A 22,607-nucleotide genomic window follows, 5' to 3' on the forward strand; every position below is an offset into this window, starting at 1 on the left:
TCAGTCGGCTTCCCGATCTGCGCGGGTAATCGGCTTCGAGAACTCTTCGTATTCGCAAAAGCCGCTTGAGGTGCCGATGAGCACGACAGAGGCATCCCGCCTCACCACGCCTTGGGAGACGAGCCTTCTGAGACCGGTCAGCGCCGCCGCACTCGAAAGTTCAAGGTAAAACCCACTCTGCGCAAGGCGCTTCTGATCCACACGGGCAGTTTCGTCGTCTGCGACCACCGCCCTGCCCCTGCATGATTTCAGAGCGTTGAGTGCCTGGTAGGTCACGGTGGCGCCGCCGATAGACGTCATCGCCGTGCTGCCGGGGAAGTTCGCGCGATAATCCTCACCCGCAAACACCCTGGAAATCCGGGCGAAGGGCTCGACAGCATGCACACGAGGTCGCCTCTTCACGAAGCCGGCGACCTGCAAATCGCAGTAGCCGCGCCCGATCCCCCACAAAAGGTCAGCCCTCGACGTAGGCACGAAGATGTCGGTAGGTGGATCTGCCTGAAGCTGCAGGAAAAGCTCGAAAGCAATCGACCTGTAGCCATCCACCCCGAAAGGATTGCTGCCCACCGCCGGAACCACGAAATTTGTGGCGGGATACCAGTCCCCGGCCCGCACGCCACGCGCGAGCACGTCCCAGCGCTGCTCGGGAGTTGTGGCGGCAAGCAGTGTCGCTCCATGCATTTCGATTGCGCGCCGCCAATTCGGGTTCATGTCAGGCGTGGTGATGATCACGCATGTCAGCCCAACATGTGCCGCGTAGGCCGCCAGGGAGACGCCGGCATTCCCACTGGAGGCCGCAGCAACCGTCGAAGCGCCAATCTCAAGGGCACGCTGGACGACAAGCCTGCTCATACGGTCCTTATGCGAGCCGGTCGGGTTGGCGCCCTCGTTCTTGAGACAAAGGCCGCGGATCCCGATCTCTTCCGCCAACCTGTCCAGCGGCGCCAGAGGCGTGTTGCCCTCTCCCAGGGCTGGATGATCCAGATAGACCTGCCAATCTCCAACGCACTCGACACGGTTAGGGAATTCCCGGTATTCCATTGCAAGGCTCGCCGGCATGTTCAGCTTGAAGCAGACCGGACAACCTTCGAAATAGTCCGCGACCGGATGCAGGGTCGCGCAACGAAGGCAGCGCATGCCGGTCACACGCGGATTGAGCTTCCCGGCTGATCTAAGCATGCAAGGCGGGGCCAGTGCCGACATCGATATCGGCCATCAGCTTGAAGAGGCAATCGCCGCGTTCGCTGAGCGAAGGAAATCTGCGGCACGCAACAAGGCCGGAGGATTCGAAGAACAGCGTTTCGGGTTGGCGGGTTGGCAGATCCGGAAAGTGGATGCGTCCCGCGAGTTGCCCGCTCACCACCTCGTCCCCAATGTTCGCGGCCGGCTCGAAGACGCCCCTGTCCTGGGAATAGACGAACGCGCTATGGCCCCGGACGGTCATGAACCGTGTCGGCGAAGCGGGTTCCACGGCGATATCAGGCAGAATGCCCAACTCCTTTAAGAGCCGCTTCAGGCCTGCCTCGGCGAGCGACAAGCCCTTCCCGGAAAGGGTGGCGCCACCGCCAAGTTCCGTCGTCAGCGCAAGCGCGCCCCGCTCCTGCGCGGCCGCGGCCAGCGTTGTGAGGCCGCCGCCGCCCGTTCCATCGCTCACGAAGCTGATCGGCGCTGCGAAAAGCCGCATCAGTCCAAGGAGCTTCTCATGTTCCTCGCGGGTTCGGCCGGGACGAACCAGGGTGCTTGGAATATATTGGAGGGAACGTCCCCCGGAGTGGAGATCCACAACCACATCCGCCATCGGGATCAAGACGTTGCAGACATAATGGGCGATCATTTCGGTCGGCGACCCCGCTACATCACCGGGAAACATCCGATTGAGATTGCCCTCGTCCAGAGGCGACACGCGGCGACCCGCGGCGACCGCCGGAAAATTGAGCGCCGGAAGGATGATGAGCCGCCCCGAAACGTGGCTCACCTCTATCTCGCGGGCCAGATTGGATAGGGCCACCGGCCCCTCATATTCGTCGCCATGGTTGCCGGCTATCAGCAATGCGGTTGGACCCTTGCCATTCTTTATGCAGACAAGCGGGATCGGTATCCAACCATATGCCGACAGATCGGATGAATGAGGCAGCCTCAGGCAGTCCGACTGCTTCCCGTCGGCCCCATAATCGAGCGGTGTCCAGATTCGCGTTTCACCGACCATTCTCAACGTTCCTTGCTTCAATGAAGAACCTTGTCCAGGAAGAGCCGTGTCCGGTGCTGGCGAGGCGCGGCGAAGAACGCAGCAGGCGAAGCTATCTCCACGATGCTTCCCTGATCCATGAACACCACCTGGTCGGCGACCTCACGCGCAAAGCCCATCTCGTGTGTCACACTCAGCATGGTCATGCCGTCCCTGGCGAGGTCGATCATCACGTCAAGAACCTCCTTGATCATCTCGGGATCGAGGGCGGATGTCGGCTCGTCGAAGAGCATGATCTTGGGGTTCATGCACAGCGCCCGCGCGATCGCAACGCGCTGCTGCTGTCCCCCGGAAAGCTGACCGGGATATTTGTGGGCCTGTTCGGGTATCTTCACCCGTTCGAGGTAATGCAGCGCGATTTCGGCAGCCTCGGCCCTCGATTTGCCAAGCACGCGCCTTAAGGCCAGAGTGCAGTTGGTCAGAACCGTCAGATGAGGAAACAGGTTGAATTGCTGAAACACCATTCCGACATCGCGCCGGATGTCCTGCATCCGGTTCTGGTCGCCGGCGAGATCGGCGCCGCAAACCCGGATTGCGCCGCCCTGAAACGTCTCGAGCCCGTTGATGCACCTGATCAGAGTGGATTTGCCCGATCCGGATGGACCGCAAATCACGATACGCGCTCCTTGCGGGACGCTCAGATCAATAGACTTGAGGACATGGAAGCTTCCAAACCACTTGTCGACCGCAACCGCTTCCACGGCCGCCGGGACAGCAAGCTCGCCTATGCTGCTTCCTTGCCTTCTCTCTGCTGGTCTGAGTGCCGCTCGCGTCATTGGATGGAAATCCTTCCGTTCAACGGCTTGTCGGCTGGAGCAGCTTGCGTTCGATCAGCTTGACTGCTTGCGCGATCGTCAAAGCCAGGAGAAGAAACACGACGCCGACCACGGTCAAAGATTCGGCATAGCGATAGGTGTCGGATGCGATGTCGAACGCACTGCCAAGCATCTCCGGCACGGCGATGACGGCCAGATACGGCGTCGCCTTCAGGATCGAGACGAAATAGTTCCCGACAGGCGCTGCAACGTTTCGCAGCATCTGCGGCGCCAAGATAAAGAATACGGTGTCGATCCGGTTCAATCCCAAAGCCCTCGCCGCCTCGGATTGACCCTTGGGAATGGCGTCGATGCCGGCCTTGAACACCTCGGCGAGGTATCCGCTGAAATAAATGCTCAGACCCAGAACCCCGACCATCAGGGCAGGCAAAATGACGCCGTAATGCGGCAGGACGAAATAAAGGAAATAGAGCCATGCCAGCACAGGCGTCGACCGGATGAAGTCGATCACGAAGCGCAAGGCATAGCCGGGCGCGGCGCCTGCGCGGCGGAGGATCTCGAAACTGAAGCCCAGGACCGAAGCGCCGGCGCAGCTCAGGAGCGCAACGCCGATGGTCGTTCCGATCACGCTTAGGATCGGCGGGACGGTTGAGGCGGCAAAGGCTAGGTCAAAGCTCACTGGTCAGTTCCCTTCCAGTGCCGATGCGCAGCTCGACCCATCGACCGAACACGGTGATGGGGTAGCACACCACGAAATACGCAAGCAGAAGCGATGTGTAGATGCCGACCGGATTGTACTCGAGCTCGGCGATTTCTTTTGCGCGGAACGTCATGTCAGTCAGGGTCACCAGGGAGACCAATGCGGTGCCTTTGACCAGCTGGATGAACTGGTTGATGAAGGTGGGCGCCATTCTTACCAGCGCCTGTGGCAGCTCGATCAGGTAGAGGACGCGCCGGCGCGACAGCCCGAGCGCCATGCCGGCTTCGAGCTGGCCCTTGTCGAGAGACTGAAGTCCTGCTCGGACAGCCTGGCTTCCATAGCCTCCCGTGTTCAGCCCCAACACGATTGCGCTTACGGTGATTGCCGGCAATTGGATGCCGACGACCGGCAGCGCATAGTAGAAGACGAAGAGCAGGATGATCACTGCGGAACTGCGCCAGAACTCGATGATCGAGGTGACGATAAGGCGGACTGCTCCTTTGGTCAGGTATTGCGCCACGCCGAATATGAGCGCGAAAGGAACCGCAAACAGGAGCGCAAACGCCGTCACGGTCGCGGTGACGCGGAACCCTTCGAAAATGCCGAGGAAGATCTCAACAATGGTCACAGACGCGCATCCCTGATCCAAGAGAAGCTACCGCTGCGGAACAGTTTGGTCTCATCCCGTCGCCTGCCGAAATCATCTTCCGGGTCATCAATTCGCAGTTCTCTTAAGACCGGATCCCGCATCAGCACACATCGCGTGAATGGAGGCAAACGCGTCGGCGTTGCGGGCTCAGTGCACGATTGCTGATGCCTTCTCGCAACGCTCGCTCTCATACGCTTGTTCGCCATCCCTTGCGCCAGGTCAGCCCTCTCCGTCGCAAACCTGCTCATATGTGAGGTCTGGCGCCGTCTCTTGTTCGCTGAAACCGTTCCTGGTCATGATATTCGCCACGGTGCCATCGGCCTTAAGTTCTTTGAGCCGGGAATTATACAAATCGCGAAGGTCACCATCCTCTTTTCGAAATGCGATTGCCGAATAGCCGAACCGCTCTTTGCCGTTTTCCTCGATCAGGCCCTGGAAGGGCAATGCGCGTTCGATGCCGCTGATCTTTTCGTCAGACAGAATGCGAGCGACGGTCGGCGCCGAAAATGCCGCTACGTCGATCCTGCCGGTGAGCAGGGCCGAAACATTTGCCTGGATGTCCGGGAACAAGAGCGTTCGCTCGTCGGGCACGCCGGCGGCGGCCGCGTTCTTCGCGGTCGTGCTGCCGCGACCCGCGCCGAATTTGATCTCGGGGTTCGCCGCGATTTCGGCGTAGCTGTGGATCCTTTTTGGATTGCCCTCAAGCACGAGAGCTGCGTCGGCAAGCTTTAGGTCAGGATCGCTGAAGGCAACGAGCTCGCAACGCTCGGGGGTTATGTAGAGTCCGGCTGCAATCGCGTCGAAGCGCCCGGTAGTGAGCGCCGGTATCAGCGCGCCGAACTCGGTGATCACCAGTTCCACTTCCCGCACGCCAAGGCTCTCAAAGGCCGCCTTGATCAGATCGGGGTGAAACCCGGCAGGCTCTCCGCTTTTGTCGCGAAAGCCCCACGGGGCGCCATTGGATATACCGATCACGATCCTGCCTTCCCGCAAAATCCTCTCGCGTGCTGTCTCAGCCATCGCCGTAGCGGTGACTGCCGCCGAAGCGAGGAGCGTTACGCAGAGCGCTGTAGCTGCCCTTGCCTTGCGCCAGAATCGGAATCCGTCTGCCATGCTACCCTCCTCCGTTTGGGCTCACCAATAAGGTAGACCAAGTATAACAGGTATGTCAAATTTTTATGAAGCTTCTGTTTCGCTTTTGTGTAGCCATTGTCCCGGTGGCATTGCTCCCCCGCCGCCGTTTTCCCGGGATGGACATCCAAACCGCGGTGTTGTAGGTATCCCTAGTATACCAAACATAGGGGGCACGAATGTCGGGACAGGTCGCAACCGCTCTTCACCAGACCGTGCGGCAGGAAATCATGCGCCGTGTGAGCGCCGGGGAGTATGATGTAGGCGAACCCCTGCCGTCCGCTGCGGCTCTGGCCGAGGAATTCGGGGTGAGCGCCATCACGATCAAGCGGGCATTGCGCGACCTGCAGCCCGCCGGGATATTGCGCTCTGTACCGGGGCTTGGGACCTTTGTGCGTGAGCGGCGCAGATTCATCCGCGATCTCGATTTCTCGTTCACCTCACTCGAAGACGCCGAGCGGCTCGGCTTGAAGCCATCGCTTCGCCTCGTCTCGGTAACCAGGGAAAAGATCGCCGATCCCGCCTTTGAAGTGCTGGAACCGCCAGATGGGCTGATGCTGTGTGTTCGCAAGGTGATTTCTACGGACGACACGCCGATCATGTACGACACCACTTTCCTGCCCCGTTCGCTGGACGATGAGGTAATCGACGAATTCGGAGAAAAGTTCATCAGCGAAGCGCTACGCGATCACGGGACCCGGTTCACCAAAACCAAACTGCTGATCGATGCCGCGCCGGCCTCCGCCGAGGCGCAGCAGACTTTCGCAATCCCGAACGGATATCCGACGCTTCGGCGCCTCTACCGACTGAGTACCACCGACAAATCCTTCTCGGTGTTCGGGGTCGCCGAATCCCCGTTCGATCGCCTGGCGTGTACGGTTGAACTCGACGTGCCGGTCGAACAGGTCCCCACTGGAAAAGGCCGGGGCCCCTTGGCGCGCGCGCGGACGAGAAAGTCCTGACCGATACAGCCCGACGGGCCACTCACAGGGGCAAGAAAAATCCATGCTTCCAGCACCGCCATCACCCGACGTGCCCACGGGCGAACGCAACAACCGTCTTGCCGCGGTTCGCCGCGAGATGGCGCGAGACGGCGTGGATTTCCTGGTCCTGACCGATCAGAAAAACATAGAATATTTCACAGACTACCGAACCTTGTCCTGGGGCTATCACTCGCGTCCGTTGTTCGTGGTGATTGATCATCAGGACATCCTCGTCGTTGCCAACAAGATCGAGACGAGAAACCTCGAATCGAAGGCCCGGAGCTTTTCGATTGCCTATTACGAGGGCTATCTGGCCGAGGGCGCGCGTACGATCGTCCAGGAAATTTCGGCTCGTGATCCGGCCGTCAGGGCGACGGCGGCGATCGATTACGGACAGGACATGTGTGGCCGCGGCTCGTTGGAAATCGTCGATGGCTTGAGGGCGCGAGGGGGAACGACGCGCCTGGAGAGCGCGGTCGAACTGCTTTGGCGGACCCGTATTATCAAGTCGCCATTCGAGGCCAACCTCAAGCGCACCTCGTTCGAGATCGTCAATGCCGCGTTTGACGACGCCATCTCCGAGGCGCGTCTCGGAATTACGGAGTTTGAGCTTTGTCAGCAGATCCAGGCTCGCATCATGATCAATGGCGCCGAGCGCGCTGATCCGATCGCGATGACATTCTGCAGAGGTGAGTTCAATTATAGTCGACCGCCCCGCTTGCAGCCGCTGGAGACGGGACAATATGCCTGGACAGATTTTCGCTCCACTTATGGCGGCTATCCCGCGGACAGGAACCGCATCGCTCGCGCTGGTCCACCCGATCGCTGGGAGGTCGATGCATACGAAAGAACCCGAGCACTGACGATTGCCCTCGCAGACGGCGTGAAGGCGGGTATGACCTGCGGCGATGTGTTCCGGGCCTTCGAACAGCTTTGGCTCGACGAGGGCTTGCCGCCGGTGTACGGGCTCGTCTCCCGAATTGGCCATGGTGGAGGGCTCGATGTCACCGAACCCCCATCTATCTCGAAGGACAATCCCGAGATCATAAGACCGGGCATGATCCTGCATCTTGAGCCCAAGCTCGAGCTCGACGGCGCCGTCTTTCAGTTCGAGGAGGTGATCTATATCCGAGAAAATGGTGTCGAGTTTCTGAGCGAGCTGTCCCCCGAGCAACTGCCTGTCATCAATTGATGCCGCTATCTTGATGGAGGTTCTGGCATTCTGGCGTGCACGTGTTTGTGGGGCTCAAGAGATCCATTCCCGCACGTCTCCTGCAGCCAAAAGGTTGAGCTGCGCCGATGAAGCCGCTGATCGTGATCTACTCTCAGGATGCCGAGTTCTACCTGGTCCTCAGCCACATTTTAGAGGTGGATGGCTTCGCCAGCACGCTGACCGGCAATGTCGAGGAGACGCTCGAGCTCGCGGCCGAAACACAAGTCCAGGCCGTGGTACTGGACTGCCGGCCAGACAATACGGTGGCGAAAGCATGCGCCCGGCTCAAGCAGGATCCGCGGACCAGTGCCCTCCCCGTTGTCGCCCTGATCGCGCCCGGCGCCGAGGGCCAGCACATTGAGTTATTGAAGTCGGGCATCGACGAGTGCTTTGTCAGGCCCATGGCGCCGGGCAAGCTGCTCGATTACCTGCGCTCAAGGCTCGTGGCGGACCGGCCGCCTGGGCCTGCGACTGAGTTCGGCAGATTGCTGAGCTACGGCGACATTGAAATGCAGCTCGACACACACCGCGTGCGCCGCAATGGCAGGGAAATTGTGCTTGGGCCGATTGAGTTCAAGCTGCTGCGCTACATGCTGGAGAACCCGGAGAAGGTGCTCAGCCGCGACGAGCTGATCGAATTTGCATGGCCGGGGAACGTATATGTCGGAGCTCGCACTGTCGACGTCCATATCAGCCGGCTGCGAAAGTCGCTCAAGGAGGCATCGCACAACGACGTCATCCGCACCGTCAGACTCGCCGGGTACGCCCTCGAAGACCAAACCTCCTGATCGGCGTCACAGGGAACCACGCGCCACCAGGCCGCCGGCTATCGCGACGCAGTAGGTTCCCGGAATGATCCACGCATCGCAGCTGCGCCTTCTCGACGGCGACAACAATTACAGTGCCGGCACAAATTGTCCGAATTGTATTTTTCCACGGTCAACGAGAACTGGCTTTTGCCCGTGGAAAGGCTTTGCAGGGGCTGCCGCAAGGCTCGTTGCTGGCGTGGAGGCGGCGACGCGTCCCTACCGGCAGACCTCGGGAAACCGGCGCTCCCTCGAAGACCGCTCAGGCGACGTTTGTCGCGTCTGGGTCATGTTTTGCGTTTGGAGTGAATGCGATACGTGAGGACAGTCCTATTTGCATGCCTTCACCGCCGATTGCCCCGGATCGGTCGCAGCTCTTTCAGAGCGTCAGTTTATCAGACGTCTCCAGTTCAGATTACAGGCATTGCTCCGCGATGGCGGTTCCGTCACTTACCGCACCGAATCCGAGGTCCGGATATTGCATATTGATGCGTTCCAGATCGGCATGGAATTCGGCGCCGATCCAATCGCAGATCTCGACGACAACCGGCGTTTCCGGGTTGCAAGTCGTGACCAGTTCGCATGTCCGGCCAGTCCTCATCACCGAGCCGACCGGCACAAGATCGCCGCGAGCCAGCAGATGCGAGACGACGTTGAGCCAGCCGAGCGCAACCCCCTGCCCAAGCAGGGCAGCCTGAACCACAACCGTATAGTCTGAAAACTGCAGCCCGCCCGGCTTTCGGTCCGGCGTAGCGTCAGAAAACAGACCCGACCAATCCGGCTCCGCGGTGCTGAGATTGATTATCCGGTCGACGGCGGGCATGAATGCACCGGCAGACGCTTCCACGCCGCGGAAGTGGGGAGCGCGTATCGGAACCAGCAGTTCCGGCATGACTGCACGGGCCACATGCCGCGGACCGCTGCCATAGTCGAAGCGCATAGCGATATCGGCCCCATTGGCGGGTCCGCCAAGCGGTCCGCTTATGAGCTGGAAGCGGATATCGACCTTTGGGAACCTTTCCTGGAAATCGGCAAGCCTGGGCATGAACCAATGTGTCGCGAAGGCAGACGAGGCCGACAGAACGACGGTTTGTACGCCCGAGCGCCGTGCCTGCTGCACCCGCAGCAACGTCTTTTCGATTTCGTCGAAGCTCGCCGAAATGCCGGAAAAAAGTGCGCTTCCTTCCTCCGTCAGCACAGCGCCAGCGCTCGTGCGGTGGAAAAGGACAACCCCCAGATGCGCTTCGAGCCGCCCGATGGTGCGGCTGACGGCGGGGCCGGTGACGCAGAGTTCCTGCGCGGCCCGGGCAAAGGTGCCGCAGCGCACTGCCGCTTCGAAGGTGACGAGCGCGTTGAACGAGGGAAGCAGGTGGCGAAGCCGCGCCATTACAATATGTAACCTACCCGATTACCATTTGTGGAATTGCGGCGACCTATTCGCTCCTGTTCAATGATCGGAAATTTCCGCCGTTCGGAAGCTGGTTTCATGGCAGAAGAGAGGTAGGCCGGATGTCCTTCAAGCGCTTCAAGGTCCTGACATTCGACGTGGTCGGAACGCTCATCGATTTCGAGACAGGAATTCTCGATGCTTTTCGATCCATAGGCGGGCCGACGGCCGCGGAACTCACCGACGATCACATCTTTACGCCCTACCTGGCAGGCAGGGAGAAGTTCCCCGGCCGCTCCAGCCAGGTCATGCACGATGTCTATCTGCATGTCGCGCATGAACTCGGTCTCACCGCGACTGAAGGGGCTGCCGACGCGTTTCAGGCCACCGTTCTGCAGTGGCCCGCATTCGAAGACTCCCTCGACGCACTCGACCGGCTGCGCAGGCGCTTCCGCCTTGTCGCCATGACCAATGCCGATCGGGTGGCCTTCACGGCTTACGCGCATACGCTCGGCCAGCCATTCCACGATTCGGTCACGGTCGACGAGGCGCAGTTCCCGAAACCGGATCCGCGCTTCTTCTCCTATAATCTCGGTCGCCAATCCGCTTTCAGTTTCAAGCAGAACGAGATCCTGCATGTGGCGCAGAGCCAGTATCACGATATCGGCGTGGCGCGGTCGCTCGGCTATTCCGTCTGCTGGATCCAGCGCCGCATGGGCCAGGAAGGTTTTGGGGGATCGCCGCACCCAGGCGAAGTGACCAAGCCGGATTTCCATTTCGCCACGCTTCGCGATCTCGCCGACGCCGTAGAGCGCGAATAGACGGACCGGATTCGAGGGAAGAATGGGGACAATGCGGGCGCATCCTCGATCGCTGTGGCGGGAGACGGCCTCGCCCGCGCCGGCCCCGCTTGCGCTCTCCAACGCCGTCAAGGCCGACATTGCCATCATCGGCGGCGGGTATACTGGCCTCTGCGCCGCTTTGCGCGCTATCGAACGCGGCCTGCGCCCGGTAATACTGGAAGCGGCCGAGATAGGCTGGGGCGCTTCCGGCCGCAACGGTGGAGTTGTCTCTACCAAATTCCGTGTCTCGCTAAGCGACATTGCCAGGCGCCACGGTCTGGAAATAGCCCGGTGCATGCACGACATTGGTCACGAGGCGATGGATTGCGTCGAGCAGAGTATAGAAGAATTGGGCATCGCGAATGCCGACTTTGCCCGAACCGGCAATCTGCGCTGCGCCCACAACGATCTTGCCCAGAAAAGGCTCGTGGCCGAGGCGGAGACGGCGCGTGACATGTTCGCGGACACCAGCCTGACCATACTCGGCGCCGACCAGGTGCGGGAGGAAACCGGATCGGCCGATTTCGTCGGCGGCGTGCTTTCCAACCATGCCGGCGTCATTCATCCGCTGAACTATGCACGCGGGCTTGCGGCCGCGGTGCGCGCGGGCGGCGGCGAAATCTTCGAGCATTCGGCAGTATTGGCGCGCAACAGGGACGGCGACCAGACCGTGCTGAAGACGGTGCAGGGTCAAGTAAGTGCCCGGCATGAACTGATCGCCACCAATGGCTATTCCGACATCACGCCCGCCACGTCGCCGGTGTGCGGAACCGTCATCCCCTTCCGCAGCGCCATGATCGCCACCGAACCGCTTGGCCCTGACCTTCGGACCACTCTCATGCGCTACGGCCGGAGCTATAGCGAGACACGGCGCATGATGCGCTGGTTCCGCCCTGTGGGCGACCGGATGCTGTTCGGCGGGCGCGGCGCTTTCGGCCGCGAAGATTCCACTTCCGCGTTCCAGGCACTCGAAAAGGCGCTGAAGGAGATGTTCCCGCAGCTTTCCACCAGCATAATCACCCATCGCTGGTCCGGGCTCGTGGCGATGACCATGGACAGCCTGCCGCAGGTCGGCATGCTCGATGAGCAGACCGGCTTTGCGCTGGGCTACAACGGAGCCGGCATTGCCATGTCGAGCCTCATGGGCCGTCGCATAGTCGACCTGATGCTGGGGGACAAGCCAGATCTTGGCCTCATGGAACGGACTGGGCCGAAACCTATCCCGTTCTATTTCCTGCGCGAGCCGGCGGTTCGCGCCATCGCCAGCTGGTATCAGTTTCTCGACGGCATCGGCCGCTGAAACCGCCTCAGTACGAATAGTCACAGCGCGCTGCATATCCGTAAGGCATCCAGCACCGCGGCGTGGATATTCCGGCTCGAAACCGCATCACCTATGCGGTGCAGTTCAAAGCCGCTGTCCCGCAGACGCGGTTGCGCCGCAGCTTTCACCATGGCGTCGAGATCTGTGACGCCGTCATTCGCCGATTGGGCGCGAAGCTCGGAATAGATTTCGTTCATAGGGATGCTGCCCTGCTCAATGACGACCTGGTCCACCAGGATGCTCGTCACCTCCCGCGAGATCTCGTTCAAGAAGCGCGCTTGCAGCCGGTTGGCCTTGCGTTGGACGGAAAAGAGGCGGCTCTCGAAGATCGGTTTTACGCCGATCTGCAGGAACCGCTTTTTCCACCGCACGCGCTCAGCATAGGTCAGTTCCTCCGACAGTTGTGCGTCTATCGAGACATAGATGACCTCGGCATCCGCTTGCCGGGCGTGCTCTGCGGCAAGCGGGCCGGGGTGCCGGCCGGTTCCGTCATAGATCAGCACTTCGCTCTGTAGCGGAACCTGTCCGGTCAGGACGTCCCAGGTGCTGAGGCACAGATCCGCTCCCTCCTGAAGATCGATCTGCGGCAGGCCGCCCGTGGCGAGGATAACGACATCCGGTTCGAGCGCGGCGATGTCTGCGCTTTCCATGTAGCTGTTGGTGTGAACCGATACGCCGAGGCGCTGCAGTTCGGCCTGGCGCCACTCGACGATGCCCATGAGATCGCGACGCCAGGAACCCGTTGCGCCGATGCGGATCTGTCCGCCAAGGTCGCTGCCCGCTTCGTGGAGTGAAACGGCATGGCCGCGCTCCGCGCTGATGCGCGCCGCCTCCAGGCCGGCTGGCCCGCCGCCGACGATGACCACCTTGCGCGCCGACCCGTCCGCCTTCTCGATCACATGGCGCAGCGTCAGTTCGCGGCCGGTCGCCGCATTGTGCAGGCAGGAGGGCCGATATGGCGACTGGCAATGCGTCGCGCCGACGCAAGGCCGGATTTCAGTCTCGCGCCCGCTGGCGAGCTTCTCCACCAGGTGAGGGTCGGCGATCTGGGCGCGTGTCATGCCCGCCATGTCCAACATGCCTTCCACTACGGCGAAACGTGCCGAAGCGACATCGGCAATGCGCGCGGCATGGAACACGGGCAGTCCGACTTCGTGACGAAAGGTGCCGACCGGCTTCACCCAGGGCGCCAGCGGCGAGCCCATGCCGGGCATGTTCTCCTCGGCAAGTGCGCGTGTCGTATCCATGGTGCCGTAAATGGCGTTGAAGAAGTCGACCGCTCCCGCCTCCTTGAGCATCAGGGCCGCTTTGACACTTTCCTCAAAGCCCAACCCGCCGTCCGGGCCCTCATCCACCACGAAGCGCATTCCCACGAGGAAGTCGTCCCCCACTGCCTTTCGGATGGCTTCATGCACGATGAGCCCGAACCGCAGGCGGTTTTCCAGCGAACCCCCGAAGCGGTCGGTTCGGCGGTTGGTCACCGGCGACAGGAATTGGCCGATCAGATGTCCGGCCGCCAAGGTCTCGATCCCGTCCAGCCCGCCTTCCTTGCAGCGCCGGGCAGCCTGCGCATAGGCCTTCACGACACGGCCGATATCGTGCTCGTCCATCTCTTTCGGGATACTGCGGTGAAGGGTCTCGCGCACTGGCGACGGACCGATCGTGGAAAGCCGGTCGCCCGCATATGGATCGCCGCGGCGGCCCAGATGTGTGATCTGGCACATCAACGCAGCGCCGAGATCGTGCATGCGCGTGCTGAACTGCTGGAGATGCGGGATGATCGCATCCGTTCCGACATTGAGCTGGCGAAAGATGTTGGGCGAATCGCGGTCGACGTTGGAAGAGCCGCCAAACATTGAAAGTGCCAGCCCTCCCCGCGCCTTCTCCTCATGATAGCGCTGGTAAGCCTCCTCCGGCATTCCGTCGACTTCCAGACCGCAGGCATGACTGGTGCTCATGATGCGGTTGCGCAATGTCAGCTTCTTGATGGTCAGCGGCTGCAGCAGCGGATCCTTGGTGATGGTCCTGGCTTCCGGCCCGTTCATTTCTTTCTCCTGCCGAATTTTGGCCAAGCACGATGGATCGCGCGGATAGGTTCGCCCGCACGCCGCCGTCACCGGCCTGTCTGGTTCATTTTCCCGGGCCCATAGCTCGAAAGCTTCGGACTGAAACTCCTACGATCCTAGAGAATCTGGCTCAGGAACTGCCTTGTTCTCGGGTCACTCGCTTTGGTGAAGAACTGATCCGGCGGACCGTGCTCGACGATCACGCCGCGATCGGTGAAATAGACATGGTCCGCAACTTCGCGGGCAAAGCCCATCTCGTGGGTGACGAGGATGCAGGTCATGCCCTCGGCTGCGAGTTCCCGGATTGTGAGCAGCACCTCCTTCACCGTCTCGGGGTCGAGCGCGGCCGTCACCTCGTCGAACAGCATGATGTCGGGGCGCATTGCCAGGCTGCGCGCAATGGCGACGCGCTGCTGCTGACCGCCCGACAGCTCTCCCGGATAGGCGTCCTCCTTGCCCTGCAGACGGACCTTGGCGATCAGCGCGCGGGCCCGCTCCTCGACTTCCCTTTTCGGCTCCTTCAACACCAGGACTGGCGCCATCATGACGTTCTGGAGGGCCGACTTGTGCGGGAAGAGGTTGTATTGCTGGAAGACGATGCCGACCTTCTTGCGCAGGGCAAGCAGATCGAGCTTCGGGTCGTTCACCTCCTGCCCTTCGACCTTGATCGAGCCCTTCTGAATATTGTTGAGGCCGTTTATGCAGCGGATCAGCGTCGACTTGCCCGAGCCGGACGGGCCGATGATGCAGATCACTTCGCCTTTGTGGACATCGAAGCTGATCCCCTTGAGCACCTCCACGGCGCCGAAGGATTTGTGCACGTCCCGCAGCGATATGATCGGCATGTCCGGCGACCAGTTCGTTTGCGGGTTCGCTCTGCGAGCAATCGAATTAGTTTGCAACAACATATTTTCGCTCGAGCTTCCGCGTCCAGATTGCGATCGGGTAGATGTAGGCGAAGAACAGGCACAGCAGGAAAAGGTAGAACGGAATGAGGAGTTCCGGGCGCGCGCCTGCCGCCTCCATGGCCGCCTGGGCATTGCCGACCGCCTCCCGCACGCCAAGTATTGAGGCCATCGGAGTCGCCAGCGCGAGCAGCGCATACCAGTTCATCCATGGCGGGATGGCGCGTCTGACGCATTGAGGCAGGATGATCCAGCGCAATGTCTGGCCGCGCGTAAAGGCCAGACTCTCGGCGGAGTCCCACTGGCCCTTCGGGATGGAATTGATGGCGCCGCGCAGGATCTCGCTGATATTGGCCATCACCGGCAGCGAGAAGGCGAACGTGGCTTTGACCCAGTCCGGTATCCTGACCGTATCACCGCCCGGCAGACGCATCTCGAACGGCACCAGGAACATGATCATGAACAGGATCACCAACCATGGCGAGTTGCGGAACAGATGCGTCACGAACCACGCGGGCGCCCGCAATAGGGCCGAACGGCTGACCTGCAGCAGACCCAATCCGACTCCAAGAATGGTCGCGGCGGCCATGGCGATGAAGCTCATCAGGAGATTGAGCCCGAAGCCCTTGAGGATGAAGGGCAGCCATAAGATCAGCGTGCCGATGGCCGAAGGGACCTGCCGTTCGGGCTCCGATTGCGCATAGGCGAAGGCAAGCGAGCCGAAGAAGGCCAGGCCGAGCCAGACGCCATGTCGCCAATGGATTCGCGAGCAGAAGCTGCCTTCGCCGAGGCGACGGGCATCTATGCGGAAAGCTTCGCCGCTCATTGGCCGTATCCTGGCAAGGCAAGCCTGCGCTCGATGAAGTGGAGCGCGGTGGCCAGAAGCGACACGACGAGCACGTAAAAGAGGAACAAAAGCAGCATCATCTCCGGCACGTTCACGTTAGCAGACCAGACCTGGTTCAACGTGGAGGTCATCTCCGGGACAGCGATGACGTAAGCAAGCGAGGTCGTCTTGGCCAAGCTGACAAGGTTGTTGGTGAGCGCCGGCAGGCTGATGCGGAATGCCAGCGGCAACGTGACGTACAAGTATGTCTGCCCTTTGGTCATGCACAGGCTCTCGGCGGCTTCCTTCGTCGATTCCGGCACGGCCTCGAGGCCGGCGCGGAAGATCTCGACATTGAAGGCGCCGCCGAAAATGCCGAGCGAAATGACCGCCCACATGAACGAAGAGATCAGCGGCTGGTAATAGCCTCCCATATCGACCTGCGGTGTGAAGGTGCCGAGGGCGAAATAGAAGAACAGGAGCTGGACCATGGGCGGCGTGTTGCGGAATGCCTGGATATAGGCGTCCATCAGTACGCGCAGGACGGGAGCCCGGGCGGTCTGCGCCCAGGCCCCCAATACACCGATGACCACAGAAACGGCGATCGACCAGAATATCAGTTGCAGCGATACGCTGACGCCGGACAGGAACCGCTCGTATTCATAACTGTCGTAGAAGACGATGAAATTCAGGCCCGTGCGTTCGTAGAGATCCTGGAAGAATGGCGCGATCAACTGAAACATTTCAGCTCCGGCACCCGTCATTGATCAACATTCCACGTAGCATGGGCTCAGTTGCTGCCTTGCAGGTAACTGGCATCCCACTGCGCCTTTTCATGCTGCTCGGCGATCCAGTCCGACGGCTTCACTTTCCACTTTTTCTCGAGCTCGACCAATTTCCCGGAAGCCTGCCAGCGATACGCCATGCCCGACATGAACACACCCCAGGCTTTATCAACTTCCGGCAGCGGTACTGCCGCAGCCCACGGATTATCGTATAGGACGGGAACGGCCATTTCGTAGCCTTCCCATTCGCCTGATGCGAGATCGGCCATGATGGGCGCATCGTCATAGAGCCACGCGATGCATTTTCCGTCCCTTAACGCCTGCTTGGCCTCAGTATTTCCAGTGAAGGAAATAATGGTTGCGTCGTATTGGGTCTCAACCTGTTTGTTGTAGTAATTGCCCTGCTTGCCGCAGACTGGCTTGCCGGCGATGTCTTTCCAATCAGTGACGACGCCTTCCTTCGCAAGCAGCGTCGGACCGGAGCTCCAGTAGGCGGGTTCGATTATTCCGACGACCTTGCGCCGCTCGGCAGTGTCGTACATGCCGCCAATGATCAGATCGATCTTGCCCTGCTGCAGGAACTGCATGCGATTGGCCGAAGTGATGATCACCGGCTCGAGCTCCACGCCAAGCGTGTCGGCCACCGATTGGGCGAGATCAACCTCGATGCCCTGCATGGAACCGTCCGGCGCAGGGAAAGACCAGGGCTTGAAAGCTCCCTGCACACCGACACGCACAACGCCTCGATCCAGGATTTGTTTGAGATACGAGTCGGCTGCCTGCGCGCAATTGGCGGAAAGGACCGTGCCCGCGGCCAGAGTGACGGCAAGGGCGGCAATGCTTTTCAATGCGGATTTGCGTTTCATGCTTGAACATCTCCCATTGTTGATGTCGTTTCTGTTGATTGAACCGGGTCCGATGCGGTACGGAATACCGTCTTCTGGTATCGGGTGAATTTGTCGACTTCCCCGGTGGTCCGCTCCGGCGACCAGCCGGCGAGATCGGCGACGGAGCTTGCAGCCTCCTCGACTTCCCCGCGATCCAGATGGCGGCGCCAAGCAAGGCCTGTCCGGGTATATAGAATTCCCTTCAGGTCCCGCGCATGCTCCGCCGACACTGCTCTGCGGAAAGCGGCGCGCCTTCCCTCTACAGGCGGCCTTGAAATACCGAATCCCACGCCGCGGCCTTGGATGGCCGAAATCTGTCTTCCAGTCGCGCTGCGTGCCGGGCTCAGATACTTCTCGACAACCTTTCGCATCTCGCGCCCGGCGCTCACATGGGTCATGACCGGGCCAGCCGTCATGGCGAAAATGCCCGGCTTCCCGGCGCCGGCGAGATCATGAATCTCGCGCGTGCGTCGGCCCATGGGCTGTTGCACATCGAAGGTGAGCGGCCGCACGCCGGCCCAGGTGAACTCGACATGGCGCCGGGCCAGTTCCAGTCCCGGAAGGATGTAATTGGCCTCCCCGAGCAGGAAATCGATATCTTCGTCAGTTGCCGCGACATCGGCGGCATCGCCGTCGAAGGGCGTCTCGGTCGGCCCGAAATAGAAACAGTCGTCGTGGGACGGGAGACAGTAAAATGGCATGCCGCTGCGGTTGATCGTGGTAATGCCGTAACCGCGATAGGAATCCGGTAGCCGTACCGCGATATGCGCGCCCTTGGTGCCGCGGATCAACCGGGGGGCGGCTCCGCCGGTCATGGCGCCGGCATTCACCTCATCGATCCAGGTCCCGGTCATGTTCAGCACGACGGCAGCACCTATTTCAACGGGTTCGCCGCTGTCGTGGTCCTTCAGTTCGATGCGCCAGCCGCTCTCCTGCCTCCGCACGATCTTGGCCTCGCAGAAAAGGCGTATTTCCGCGCCGTTCTCCTCTGCGTCCAAGGCCGCGTCCACGCACAGCCGATCCGGCCAGTCCATGATGTATTCGCGATAGGTGGCGATTGACTGGAGCCGCCCCCTGTCGCGCAGATGGCTCGCGAACGGCAGGTGGTCCTCGAAATCCCTCGTCAGCCGGCGATAGGCAAGCGGTGGCTCCAGCGGGCCGAGACGTCGTAGGATACGCAAACCGAGATCTAGATGCCAATTCCGAACCGGGCTTTCCGGATAGACGGGAAAGCACATGGTGAAGGGTTTGCATCTTTCCGGCGCCAGCGCCACGAGTTCCGCCCTGGCCTCCATGCCTGCACGCGCCATGTGCACAGCCCCGCTAAGGCGCAGCGGGTGAAAGGCGAACGTGCGCACGGGATTGGGCGTTTCGAAATAGCGAAGCCCGCAATGCAGGATGCGGGAGGAGCGGCTGGAAGCGCCTGAGGCAAAATCCTGCTTGTCCACAAGCAGGATGCTGTAGCCCGCCGATGCCAATTCCCGCGCCGCACTTGCCCCATTGATGCCGGCGCCGATCACGACCACGTCGTAATCCCTGCCTTGCGTCTCGGTAAGTTTCGGCGGCATTGGCGGCCCGTTCCCTGGAGGAGCGATCGCGCCAATAAATCAACGAACCCACAATGTTCAAAATAGAATTATTGGCGATCGATATGCGCGAAATGCATATATTACCGTGGCAACTGCGCCAGAAGCCGGTCCCGCTTTTCCGCCATCAGCTCCAGCAAGGCGTCCGCGGCAGGATTGGCCGTGCGCATCTCTGGGCGCAGGAGGGCGACGTTGAATGGAATCGCCGGCGCAAAAGGAATCAGCCTTACATTGTCGTCTAGTTGCGCCATCGCCGTATAGGGATCGATGATGGCTATGCCGATGCCCTGTTTGACCATTTCGTACGCCGAAGCTGAAAAAGTGGTTTCATAGGCCGCATCGATCTTGACACTGCTGGACTGGAATGCCTGATCGAGAAGGTGGCGTGCGGAGACAAAGGGCGTCCAGTAGATTAGCGGTCCTTCGCGAAGATCCGCCGGTCGCAGGCGGCTGCGATCGGCGAGTGGATGATCGCGCGGCACCGCTGCGATGTACGGCGCATCGCTGAAAATCTCTGTGCGAAAACCGGACCGCTTGAACGGCGTCTCGGCTAAGCCGAAATCGATCTGCTGCGAAGCCGCCCATTCCTCAATCTTTGCGGACAAGCGCACGCTGAAGGTGACCTTGGTCCTTGGCCACTGCTTCCTAAAATCCGCCAGCAGATGGGGTATGAACGTGATACCCAAGGCCGGCATGACCGCAATGCTGATCTCTCCACCCTCGCCCCTTGCCAGCCGCGAAGCAAAGCTATTCAGCGTTTGCAGTGAGACGTAAGCCCTTTCGATTTCATCGAGCAGCAGGTTCGCTACAGACGTCGGCGTGACCTTCCCTTTGCGTCGGTCAAACAGTGAGACGCCAAGTTCGGACTCCAGCTTGTCGATTAGCCGACTCACTGCCGGCTGGCTGCGTCCGAGAAGCTCCGCAGCACCGCTCACCGTGCCGGTCAGCATAACGGCTCGAAACGCTGCGTAGTGCAGAAGGTTCAAGGTACTTTTCAAGGTGCACGCGTCCGTCTCGCCGGAGTTTCACAGAGGCACTGATAGTATCGCTATGGTCAGGGTTAATAGTTTGACACAATCGCAGAAAGTCATCGCTTTGAAATGAAAGTTGCCTCCAGAACGAGCTGGAGCGTGTATGGGTCGCACCCTGCTCCTCCGCACGATGTGGCATTGGGCTGTTAAGCTACGCGTTGATCGGGCTCATCGCGATATACTGTGAGGATGGCACCTGCCCCGAGACGTAGGTGAAGCCGCCCGTCCTCACCGCAGGGGAGAGCGGGACGTGAGACGTGCCGAAAATGTTTGGTTATGATTTTCTTCCTTTAGTTCGACTTGCCGCGCGCCTCGACCGGCAGGCCTCCGACAGTTTGCCGCCGCTGATCACGAACGTCCGGTCGAAAGGTTCGAGACGACGCAGGTGTGGTTGGGCAGGATGTAGACGCGGTCGCCAATCTTCGGTGACGTCGCGTAGCGCGAGACATTGATCAGCCCGTGTTCCGCGTTGAGCCGATAGATGACGGCATCGGGATGTTCGAGCACCTGCCCGTATCCTGCAGGGCCCATGAGGTCGGAAGTGAGCGCCTTGGAGCCGGCATCGGCGATGGCGCGATCGGCCGTCGGCCGAGTGACCACCATGGCAAGAACGGTCATCGCGCATTGATCGAGGCTGGCGGCGCCGCAGCTGAGAAGCGCGCGGTCGTCGTAGATATAGGTGCCTGCACGGTATTCCGTCACCGGCGTCAAGCTGTCGTCCTTCCACATGTCCGGGCTGCCGCAGCGCCCGCCGCCAGTGTCGCACTCGACCGGCACGCGGATATGCGCACCGGCCTCCTTTGCCACGCCGGAGACCGCATCCACCACATGCCTGCTGTCAGCGACGACCGCGAGATGACGGCGCTTTCCCACCTCGGCCAGCCGCGCAAGCTTCCGAGCGCCGAGCGTGTTCGCGGTCAGGAATAGGTCGGTGATGCCGGCCCGGCCATTGTCTCGGCTTCGCCGACCGTCTGCACGGTGACACCGCTTGCGCCTAGTTCGAGCTGCCGTAGTGCCCAGGTGACGCCGCGGTGCGTCTTGATGTGCGGAAGATTGGCAAGACCGGCGCGATCACAGTGCTCCTGCCGGCAGCGCAGATTGGCGCCGGCTATATCCGCGTCGATGAGAACCGCCGGCGTTTCAAGCGTGTCGAACGAGCGATCGACGGGCAGAAGCCGCGCGCACGGCTTCGGGCACTTCCGTCATGACTATCCTTCCTGCTTCAAAAATGACGAGGGAGCGGTCCGCCGGCGTCACTTGTCAGCCAGTCACTCTTCAGACGGCCCGTATAGTCGAAAAACAATGCGAAGGCGGTTCCATTTCGTTCCTCTAGAAATTTCCAGCGTCAGCTCTCGCGCCATGACAATGTTACTGGCTGTGAGGCCGCAATCGACCGGATCACCGCGCCGGTGACGGTGCTGGCAGCGGCAGTTCACGCCAGTTAGCAAATCGGCCGAGCGTGCGCGAATACCTGTGCGCCGGATAGTCAGTTTTGTCTATGACTAAGCACGCTTTACAACTGGCGGCGGTGGTCCCATCCTAGCGTTGCCTGTGACGCTGTCGTGGCGATAGAAGCCCGGAGGATGCTGAGATGGAGTTCAGAACGAAATCGACGAAAAATAAGAAGTACATCCGCATAATGGATCATATTGCTGAGAGGTACGAGCCAGCCAAAGAGTTGGATGTTGATGCTTCCGTCCCTTGGACTGTAAAGCCTAATACTGGCCCAGGTAAGATCACTATAGAGGTCTCGCCGGACGGGAAAAAAGATTACAAGCCTTATTTGACGCGCCAGCGGGTGGCGGAAGGTGACTGCATCGAGGTGGACGACCAACCGAGCGTTACCACGCCTCACTATTGCGAAGACCGTAACGTCGAGGAAACATCTCCGGCGACTGAATCAAGATGAGAAACCCGCCAACTCGGCGGGTCAGTTAACACTAAGAGCCGGCACCGCTCTTACCGATTCGACCACTTCGGTGGGCAAGCTGCATGTTGTTTCCATAGGTGTTCGGAGCGCGATTGCCCGGCAAATTGGCTTCTAGAATTAGCTTTTCTGCCAGATCGAAGCTCAAGGCAATTTCAAGAAGTTCAGTCTTAGAGCGAATACGCCACATTCGATAGTCTCCGCCAAAACCGCATCCTGACGCCGGTTTGTCATCCTCATGCTCAAAAACGAGAAGTTTTGGCCGGTCCATACGATAACAGTGTCCCTCAAAAGCGTAACCGTAAGCGACTGCAATTGTTATAAATTCTTTGTCTTTAGTTCCTTTGTCGTCTACTACTTTTATGGCTAACCAGAGTTTAGATAATGATGACAAAGGGAGGAGTGGCTCATCCTCGTACTCATTCAATTTCACTCCATAAACTGTTATATGGTCAGCTCGGAAATTATCAATATTCGGCGGTGCAGGAATATCTTCATACGACATTGCGCTTCTCCCTCCTGGATCGCTTCGCGGCTGACG

At 60.4% G+C, this 22,607-nt stretch carries 23 protein-coding genes and 1 pseudogene; 7 read left to right on the forward strand and 17 right to left on the reverse strand.

Annotation, left to right across the window (positions count from 1 at the left end; all coding sequences use genetic code 11):
- The 6 genes from ABVK50_RS31510 to ehuB form a co-directional block, all read right to left on the reverse strand.
- Window positions 1-1,179, reverse strand: a complete 1,179-nt coding sequence (locus ABVK50_RS31510) for a pyridoxal-phosphate dependent enzyme (protein ID WP_353646853.1) — start codon at window positions 1,177-1,179, stop codon at window positions 1-3.
- On the reverse strand, window positions 1,172-2,206 hold the full coding sequence (locus ABVK50_RS31515) for a succinylglutamate desuccinylase/aspartoacylase family protein (RefSeq protein ID WP_353646854.1): 1,035 nt from the start codon (window positions 2,204-2,206) through the stop codon (window positions 1,172-1,174). Before ABVK50_RS31515 ends, ABVK50_RS31510 begins: the two co-directional genes overlap by 8 nt.
- A 17-nt stretch (window positions 2,207-2,223) precedes the next feature.
- Entirely contained in the window at window positions 2,224-3,021 is a 798-nt protein-coding gene (locus tag ABVK50_RS31520; protein WP_353646855.1) for an amino acid ABC transporter ATP-binding protein, read from the reverse strand.
- Window positions 3,022-3,040: 19 nt separating this feature from the next.
- Window positions 3,041-3,700, reverse strand: a complete 660-nt coding sequence (locus ABVK50_RS31525; protein WP_353646856.1) for an ABC transporter permease subunit — start codon at window positions 3,698-3,700, stop codon at window positions 3,041-3,043.
- Complete coding sequence (locus ABVK50_RS31530) at window positions 3,690-4,349, reverse strand: amino acid ABC transporter permease (protein WP_353646857.1); 660 nt, start codon at window positions 4,347-4,349, stop codon at window positions 3,690-3,692. The genes ABVK50_RS31525 and ABVK50_RS31530 overlap by 11 nt, the downstream gene beginning before the upstream one ends.
- A 240-nt stretch (window positions 4,350-4,589) precedes the next feature.
- Entirely contained in the window at window positions 4,590-5,483 is an 894-nt protein-coding gene (gene ehuB / locus ABVK50_RS31535) for an ectoine/hydroxyectoine ABC transporter substrate-binding protein EhuB (RefSeq protein ID WP_353646858.1), read from the reverse strand.
- Between the two features lie 197 nt (window positions 5,484-5,680).
- Between ehuB and ABVK50_RS31540 the strand changes: the two genes are divergently transcribed.
- The 3 genes from ABVK50_RS31540 to ABVK50_RS31550 all read left to right on the forward strand — a co-directional run bounded on the left by ABVK50_RS31540 (window position 5,681) and on the right by ABVK50_RS31550 (window position 8,485).
- A complete protein-coding gene (locus tag ABVK50_RS31540; RefSeq protein WP_353646859.1) occupies window positions 5,681-6,463 on the forward strand; it encodes a GntR family transcriptional regulator in 783 nt (260 codons plus the stop codon).
- A gap of 43 nt (window positions 6,464-6,506) precedes the next feature.
- On the forward strand, window positions 6,507-7,676 hold the full coding sequence (locus tag ABVK50_RS31545; protein ID WP_353646860.1) for an aminopeptidase P family protein: 1,170 nt from the start codon (window positions 6,507-6,509) through the stop codon (window positions 7,674-7,676).
- Window positions 7,677-7,783: 107 nt separating this feature from the next.
- Window positions 7,784-8,485, forward strand: a complete 702-nt coding sequence (locus ABVK50_RS31550; protein ID WP_353646861.1) for a response regulator transcription factor — start codon at window positions 7,784-7,786, stop codon at window positions 8,483-8,485.
- Window positions 8,486-8,918: 433 nt separating this feature from the next.
- On the opposite strand, the gene ABVK50_RS31555 is transcribed toward ABVK50_RS31550, so the two are convergent.
- A complete protein-coding gene (locus ABVK50_RS31555) occupies window positions 8,919-9,890 on the reverse strand; it encodes a LysR family transcriptional regulator (protein WP_353646862.1) in 972 nt (323 codons plus the stop codon).
- A 122-nt stretch (window positions 9,891-10,012) separates the two neighbouring features.
- Here ABVK50_RS31555 and ABVK50_RS31560 point away from each other — a divergent pair, with 122 nt between their 5' ends.
- Window positions 10,013-10,711: an HAD-IA family hydrolase gene (locus ABVK50_RS31560; protein WP_353646863.1), complete on the forward strand. Its 699-nt coding sequence runs from the start codon at window positions 10,013-10,015 to the stop codon at window positions 10,709-10,711.
- Between the two features lie 31 nt (window positions 10,712-10,742).
- On the forward strand, window positions 10,743-12,032 hold the full coding sequence (locus ABVK50_RS31565; RefSeq protein WP_353646864.1) for an FAD-binding oxidoreductase: 1,290 nt from the start codon (window positions 10,743-10,745) through the stop codon (window positions 12,030-12,032).
- Window positions 12,033-12,052: 20 nt separating this feature from the next.
- Here the strand turns inward: ABVK50_RS31565 and ABVK50_RS31570 are convergent, their stop codons facing one another.
- From ABVK50_RS31570 to ABVK50_RS31610, 9 genes and pseudogenes are all read right to left on the reverse strand, one after another.
- Entirely contained in the window at window positions 12,053-14,098 is a 2,046-nt protein-coding gene (locus tag ABVK50_RS31570) for an NAD(P)-binding protein (RefSeq protein WP_353646865.1), read from the reverse strand.
- 137 nt (window positions 14,099-14,235) lie between these two features.
- Window positions 14,236-14,964, reverse strand: coding sequence for an amino acid ABC transporter ATP-binding protein (locus tag ABVK50_RS31575; protein ID WP_353646866.1), 729 nt, complete (start codon window positions 14,962-14,964; stop codon window positions 14,236-14,238).
- 46 nt (window positions 14,965-15,010) lie between these two features.
- On the reverse strand, window positions 15,011-15,850 hold the full coding sequence (locus ABVK50_RS31580; protein WP_353646867.1) for an amino acid ABC transporter permease: 840 nt from the start codon (window positions 15,848-15,850) through the stop codon (window positions 15,011-15,013).
- Window positions 15,847-16,593, reverse strand: a complete 747-nt coding sequence (locus ABVK50_RS31585; RefSeq protein WP_353646868.1) for an amino acid ABC transporter permease — start codon at window positions 16,591-16,593, stop codon at window positions 15,847-15,849. Before ABVK50_RS31585 ends, ABVK50_RS31580 begins: the two co-directional genes overlap by 4 nt.
- Before the next feature lie 47 nt (window positions 16,594-16,640).
- Window positions 16,641-17,501 (reverse strand): transporter substrate-binding domain-containing protein, encoded by an 861-nt coding sequence (locus ABVK50_RS31590; RefSeq protein ID WP_353646869.1) that lies wholly within the window; start codon window positions 17,499-17,501, stop codon window positions 16,641-16,643.
- On the reverse strand, window positions 17,498-19,090 hold the full coding sequence (locus ABVK50_RS31595; protein WP_353646870.1) for an FAD-dependent oxidoreductase: 1,593 nt from the start codon (window positions 19,088-19,090) through the stop codon (window positions 17,498-17,500). Before ABVK50_RS31595 ends, ABVK50_RS31590 begins: the two co-directional genes overlap by 4 nt.
- A 101-nt stretch (window positions 19,091-19,191) precedes the next feature.
- Window positions 19,192-20,106 carry a LysR substrate-binding domain-containing protein gene (locus ABVK50_RS31600; protein ID WP_353646871.1) on the reverse strand — a complete coding sequence of 305 codons (915 nt, stop codon included), beginning with the start codon at window positions 20,104-20,106 and terminating at the stop codon, window positions 19,192-19,194.
- Window positions 20,107-20,329: 223 nt separating this feature from the next.
- Window positions 20,330-20,407 (reverse strand): annotated as a pseudogene (locus tag ABVK50_RS31605) (RidA family protein); the annotation flags it as partial.
- An 80-nt stretch (window positions 20,408-20,487) separates the two neighbouring features.
- The gene (locus ABVK50_RS31610; protein ID WP_353646872.1) at window positions 20,488-21,012 is read right to left on the reverse strand and encodes a hypothetical protein; all 525 of its coding nucleotides are present in this window, start codon (window positions 21,010-21,012) and stop codon (window positions 20,488-20,490) included.
- A gap of 158 nt (window positions 21,013-21,170) precedes the next feature.
- On the opposite strand from ABVK50_RS31610, the gene ABVK50_RS31615 reads away from it, so the two are divergent.
- Both ABVK50_RS31615 and ABVK50_RS31620 read left to right on the forward strand, forming a co-directional pair.
- On the forward strand, window positions 21,171-21,347 hold the full coding sequence (locus tag ABVK50_RS31615; protein ID WP_353646873.1) for a hypothetical protein: 177 nt from the start codon (window positions 21,171-21,173) through the stop codon (window positions 21,345-21,347).
- Between the two features lie 383 nt (window positions 21,348-21,730).
- Window positions 21,731-22,048, forward strand: coding sequence for a hypothetical protein (locus ABVK50_RS31620; RefSeq protein WP_353646874.1), 318 nt, complete (start codon window positions 21,731-21,733; stop codon window positions 22,046-22,048).
- A gap of 31 nt (window positions 22,049-22,079) precedes the next feature.
- Here ABVK50_RS31620 and ABVK50_RS31625 read toward each other — a convergent pair whose 3' ends face one another.
- Complete coding sequence (locus ABVK50_RS31625; RefSeq protein WP_353646875.1) at window positions 22,080-22,571, reverse strand: hypothetical protein; 492 nt, start codon at window positions 22,569-22,571, stop codon at window positions 22,080-22,082.
- Window positions 22,572-22,607 lie beyond the last annotated feature (36 nt).

It is taken from the genome of Mesorhizobium sp. WSM2240, from assembly GCF_040438645.1.
GTDB lineage: Bacteria > Pseudomonadota > Alphaproteobacteria > Rhizobiales > Rhizobiaceae > Allomesorhizobium.

Excerpts from the sequence above, each read along its gene's own strand:
- ABVK50_RS31510 (WP_353646853.1), bottom strand. The coding sequence starts at position 1,179 with ATGCTTAGATCAGCCGGGAAGCTCAATCCGCGTGTGACCGGCATGCGC.
- ABVK50_RS31515 (WP_353646854.1), bottom strand. The coding sequence starts at position 2,206 with ATGGTCGGTGAAACGCGAATCTGGACACCGCTCGATTATGGGGCCGAC.
- ABVK50_RS31520 (WP_353646855.1), bottom strand. The coding sequence starts at position 3,021 with ATGACGCGAGCGGCACTCAGACCAGCAGAGAGAAGGCAAGGAAGCAGC.
- ehuB (WP_353646858.1), bottom strand. The coding sequence starts at position 5,483 with ATGGCAGACGGATTCCGATTCTGGCGCAAGGCAAGGGCAGCTACAGCG.
- ABVK50_RS31540 (WP_353646859.1), top strand. The coding sequence starts at position 5,681 with ATGTCGGGACAGGTCGCAACCGCTCTTCACCAGACCGTGCGGCAGGAA.
- ABVK50_RS31545 (WP_353646860.1), top strand. The coding sequence starts at position 6,507 with ATGCTTCCAGCACCGCCATCACCCGACGTGCCCACGGGCGAACGCAAC.
- ABVK50_RS31550 (WP_353646861.1), top strand. The coding sequence starts at position 7,784 with ATGAAGCCGCTGATCGTGATCTACTCTCAGGATGCCGAGTTCTACCTG.
- ABVK50_RS31555 (WP_353646862.1), bottom strand. The coding sequence starts at position 9,890 with ATGGCGCGGCTTCGCCACCTGCTTCCCTCGTTCAACGCGCTCGTCACC.
- ABVK50_RS31560 (WP_353646863.1), top strand. The coding sequence starts at position 10,013 with ATGTCCTTCAAGCGCTTCAAGGTCCTGACATTCGACGTGGTCGGAACG.
- ABVK50_RS31565 (WP_353646864.1), top strand. The coding sequence starts at position 10,743 with ATGCGGGCGCATCCTCGATCGCTGTGGCGGGAGACGGCCTCGCCCGCG.
- ABVK50_RS31570 (WP_353646865.1), bottom strand. The coding sequence starts at position 14,098 with ATGAACGGGCCGGAAGCCAGGACCATCACCAAGGATCCGCTGCTGCAG.
- ABVK50_RS31575 (WP_353646866.1), bottom strand. The coding sequence starts at position 14,964 with ATGCCGATCATATCGCTGCGGGACGTGCACAAATCCTTCGGCGCCGTG.
- ABVK50_RS31580 (WP_353646867.1), bottom strand. The coding sequence starts at position 15,850 with ATGAGCGGCGAAGCTTTCCGCATAGATGCCCGTCGCCTCGGCGAAGGC.
- ABVK50_RS31585 (WP_353646868.1), bottom strand. The coding sequence starts at position 16,593 with ATGTTTCAGTTGATCGCGCCATTCTTCCAGGATCTCTACGAACGCACG.
- ABVK50_RS31590 (WP_353646869.1), bottom strand. The coding sequence starts at position 17,501 with ATGAAACGCAAATCCGCATTGAAAAGCATTGCCGCCCTTGCCGTCACT.
- ABVK50_RS31595 (WP_353646870.1), bottom strand. The coding sequence starts at position 19,090 with ATGCCGCCGAAACTTACCGAGACGCAAGGCAGGGATTACGACGTGGTC.
- ABVK50_RS31620 (WP_353646874.1), top strand. The coding sequence starts at position 21,731 with ATGGAGTTCAGAACGAAATCGACGAAAAATAAGAAGTACATCCGCATA.
- ABVK50_RS31625 (WP_353646875.1), bottom strand. The coding sequence starts at position 22,571 with ATGTCGTATGAAGATATTCCTGCACCGCCGAATATTGATAATTTCCGA.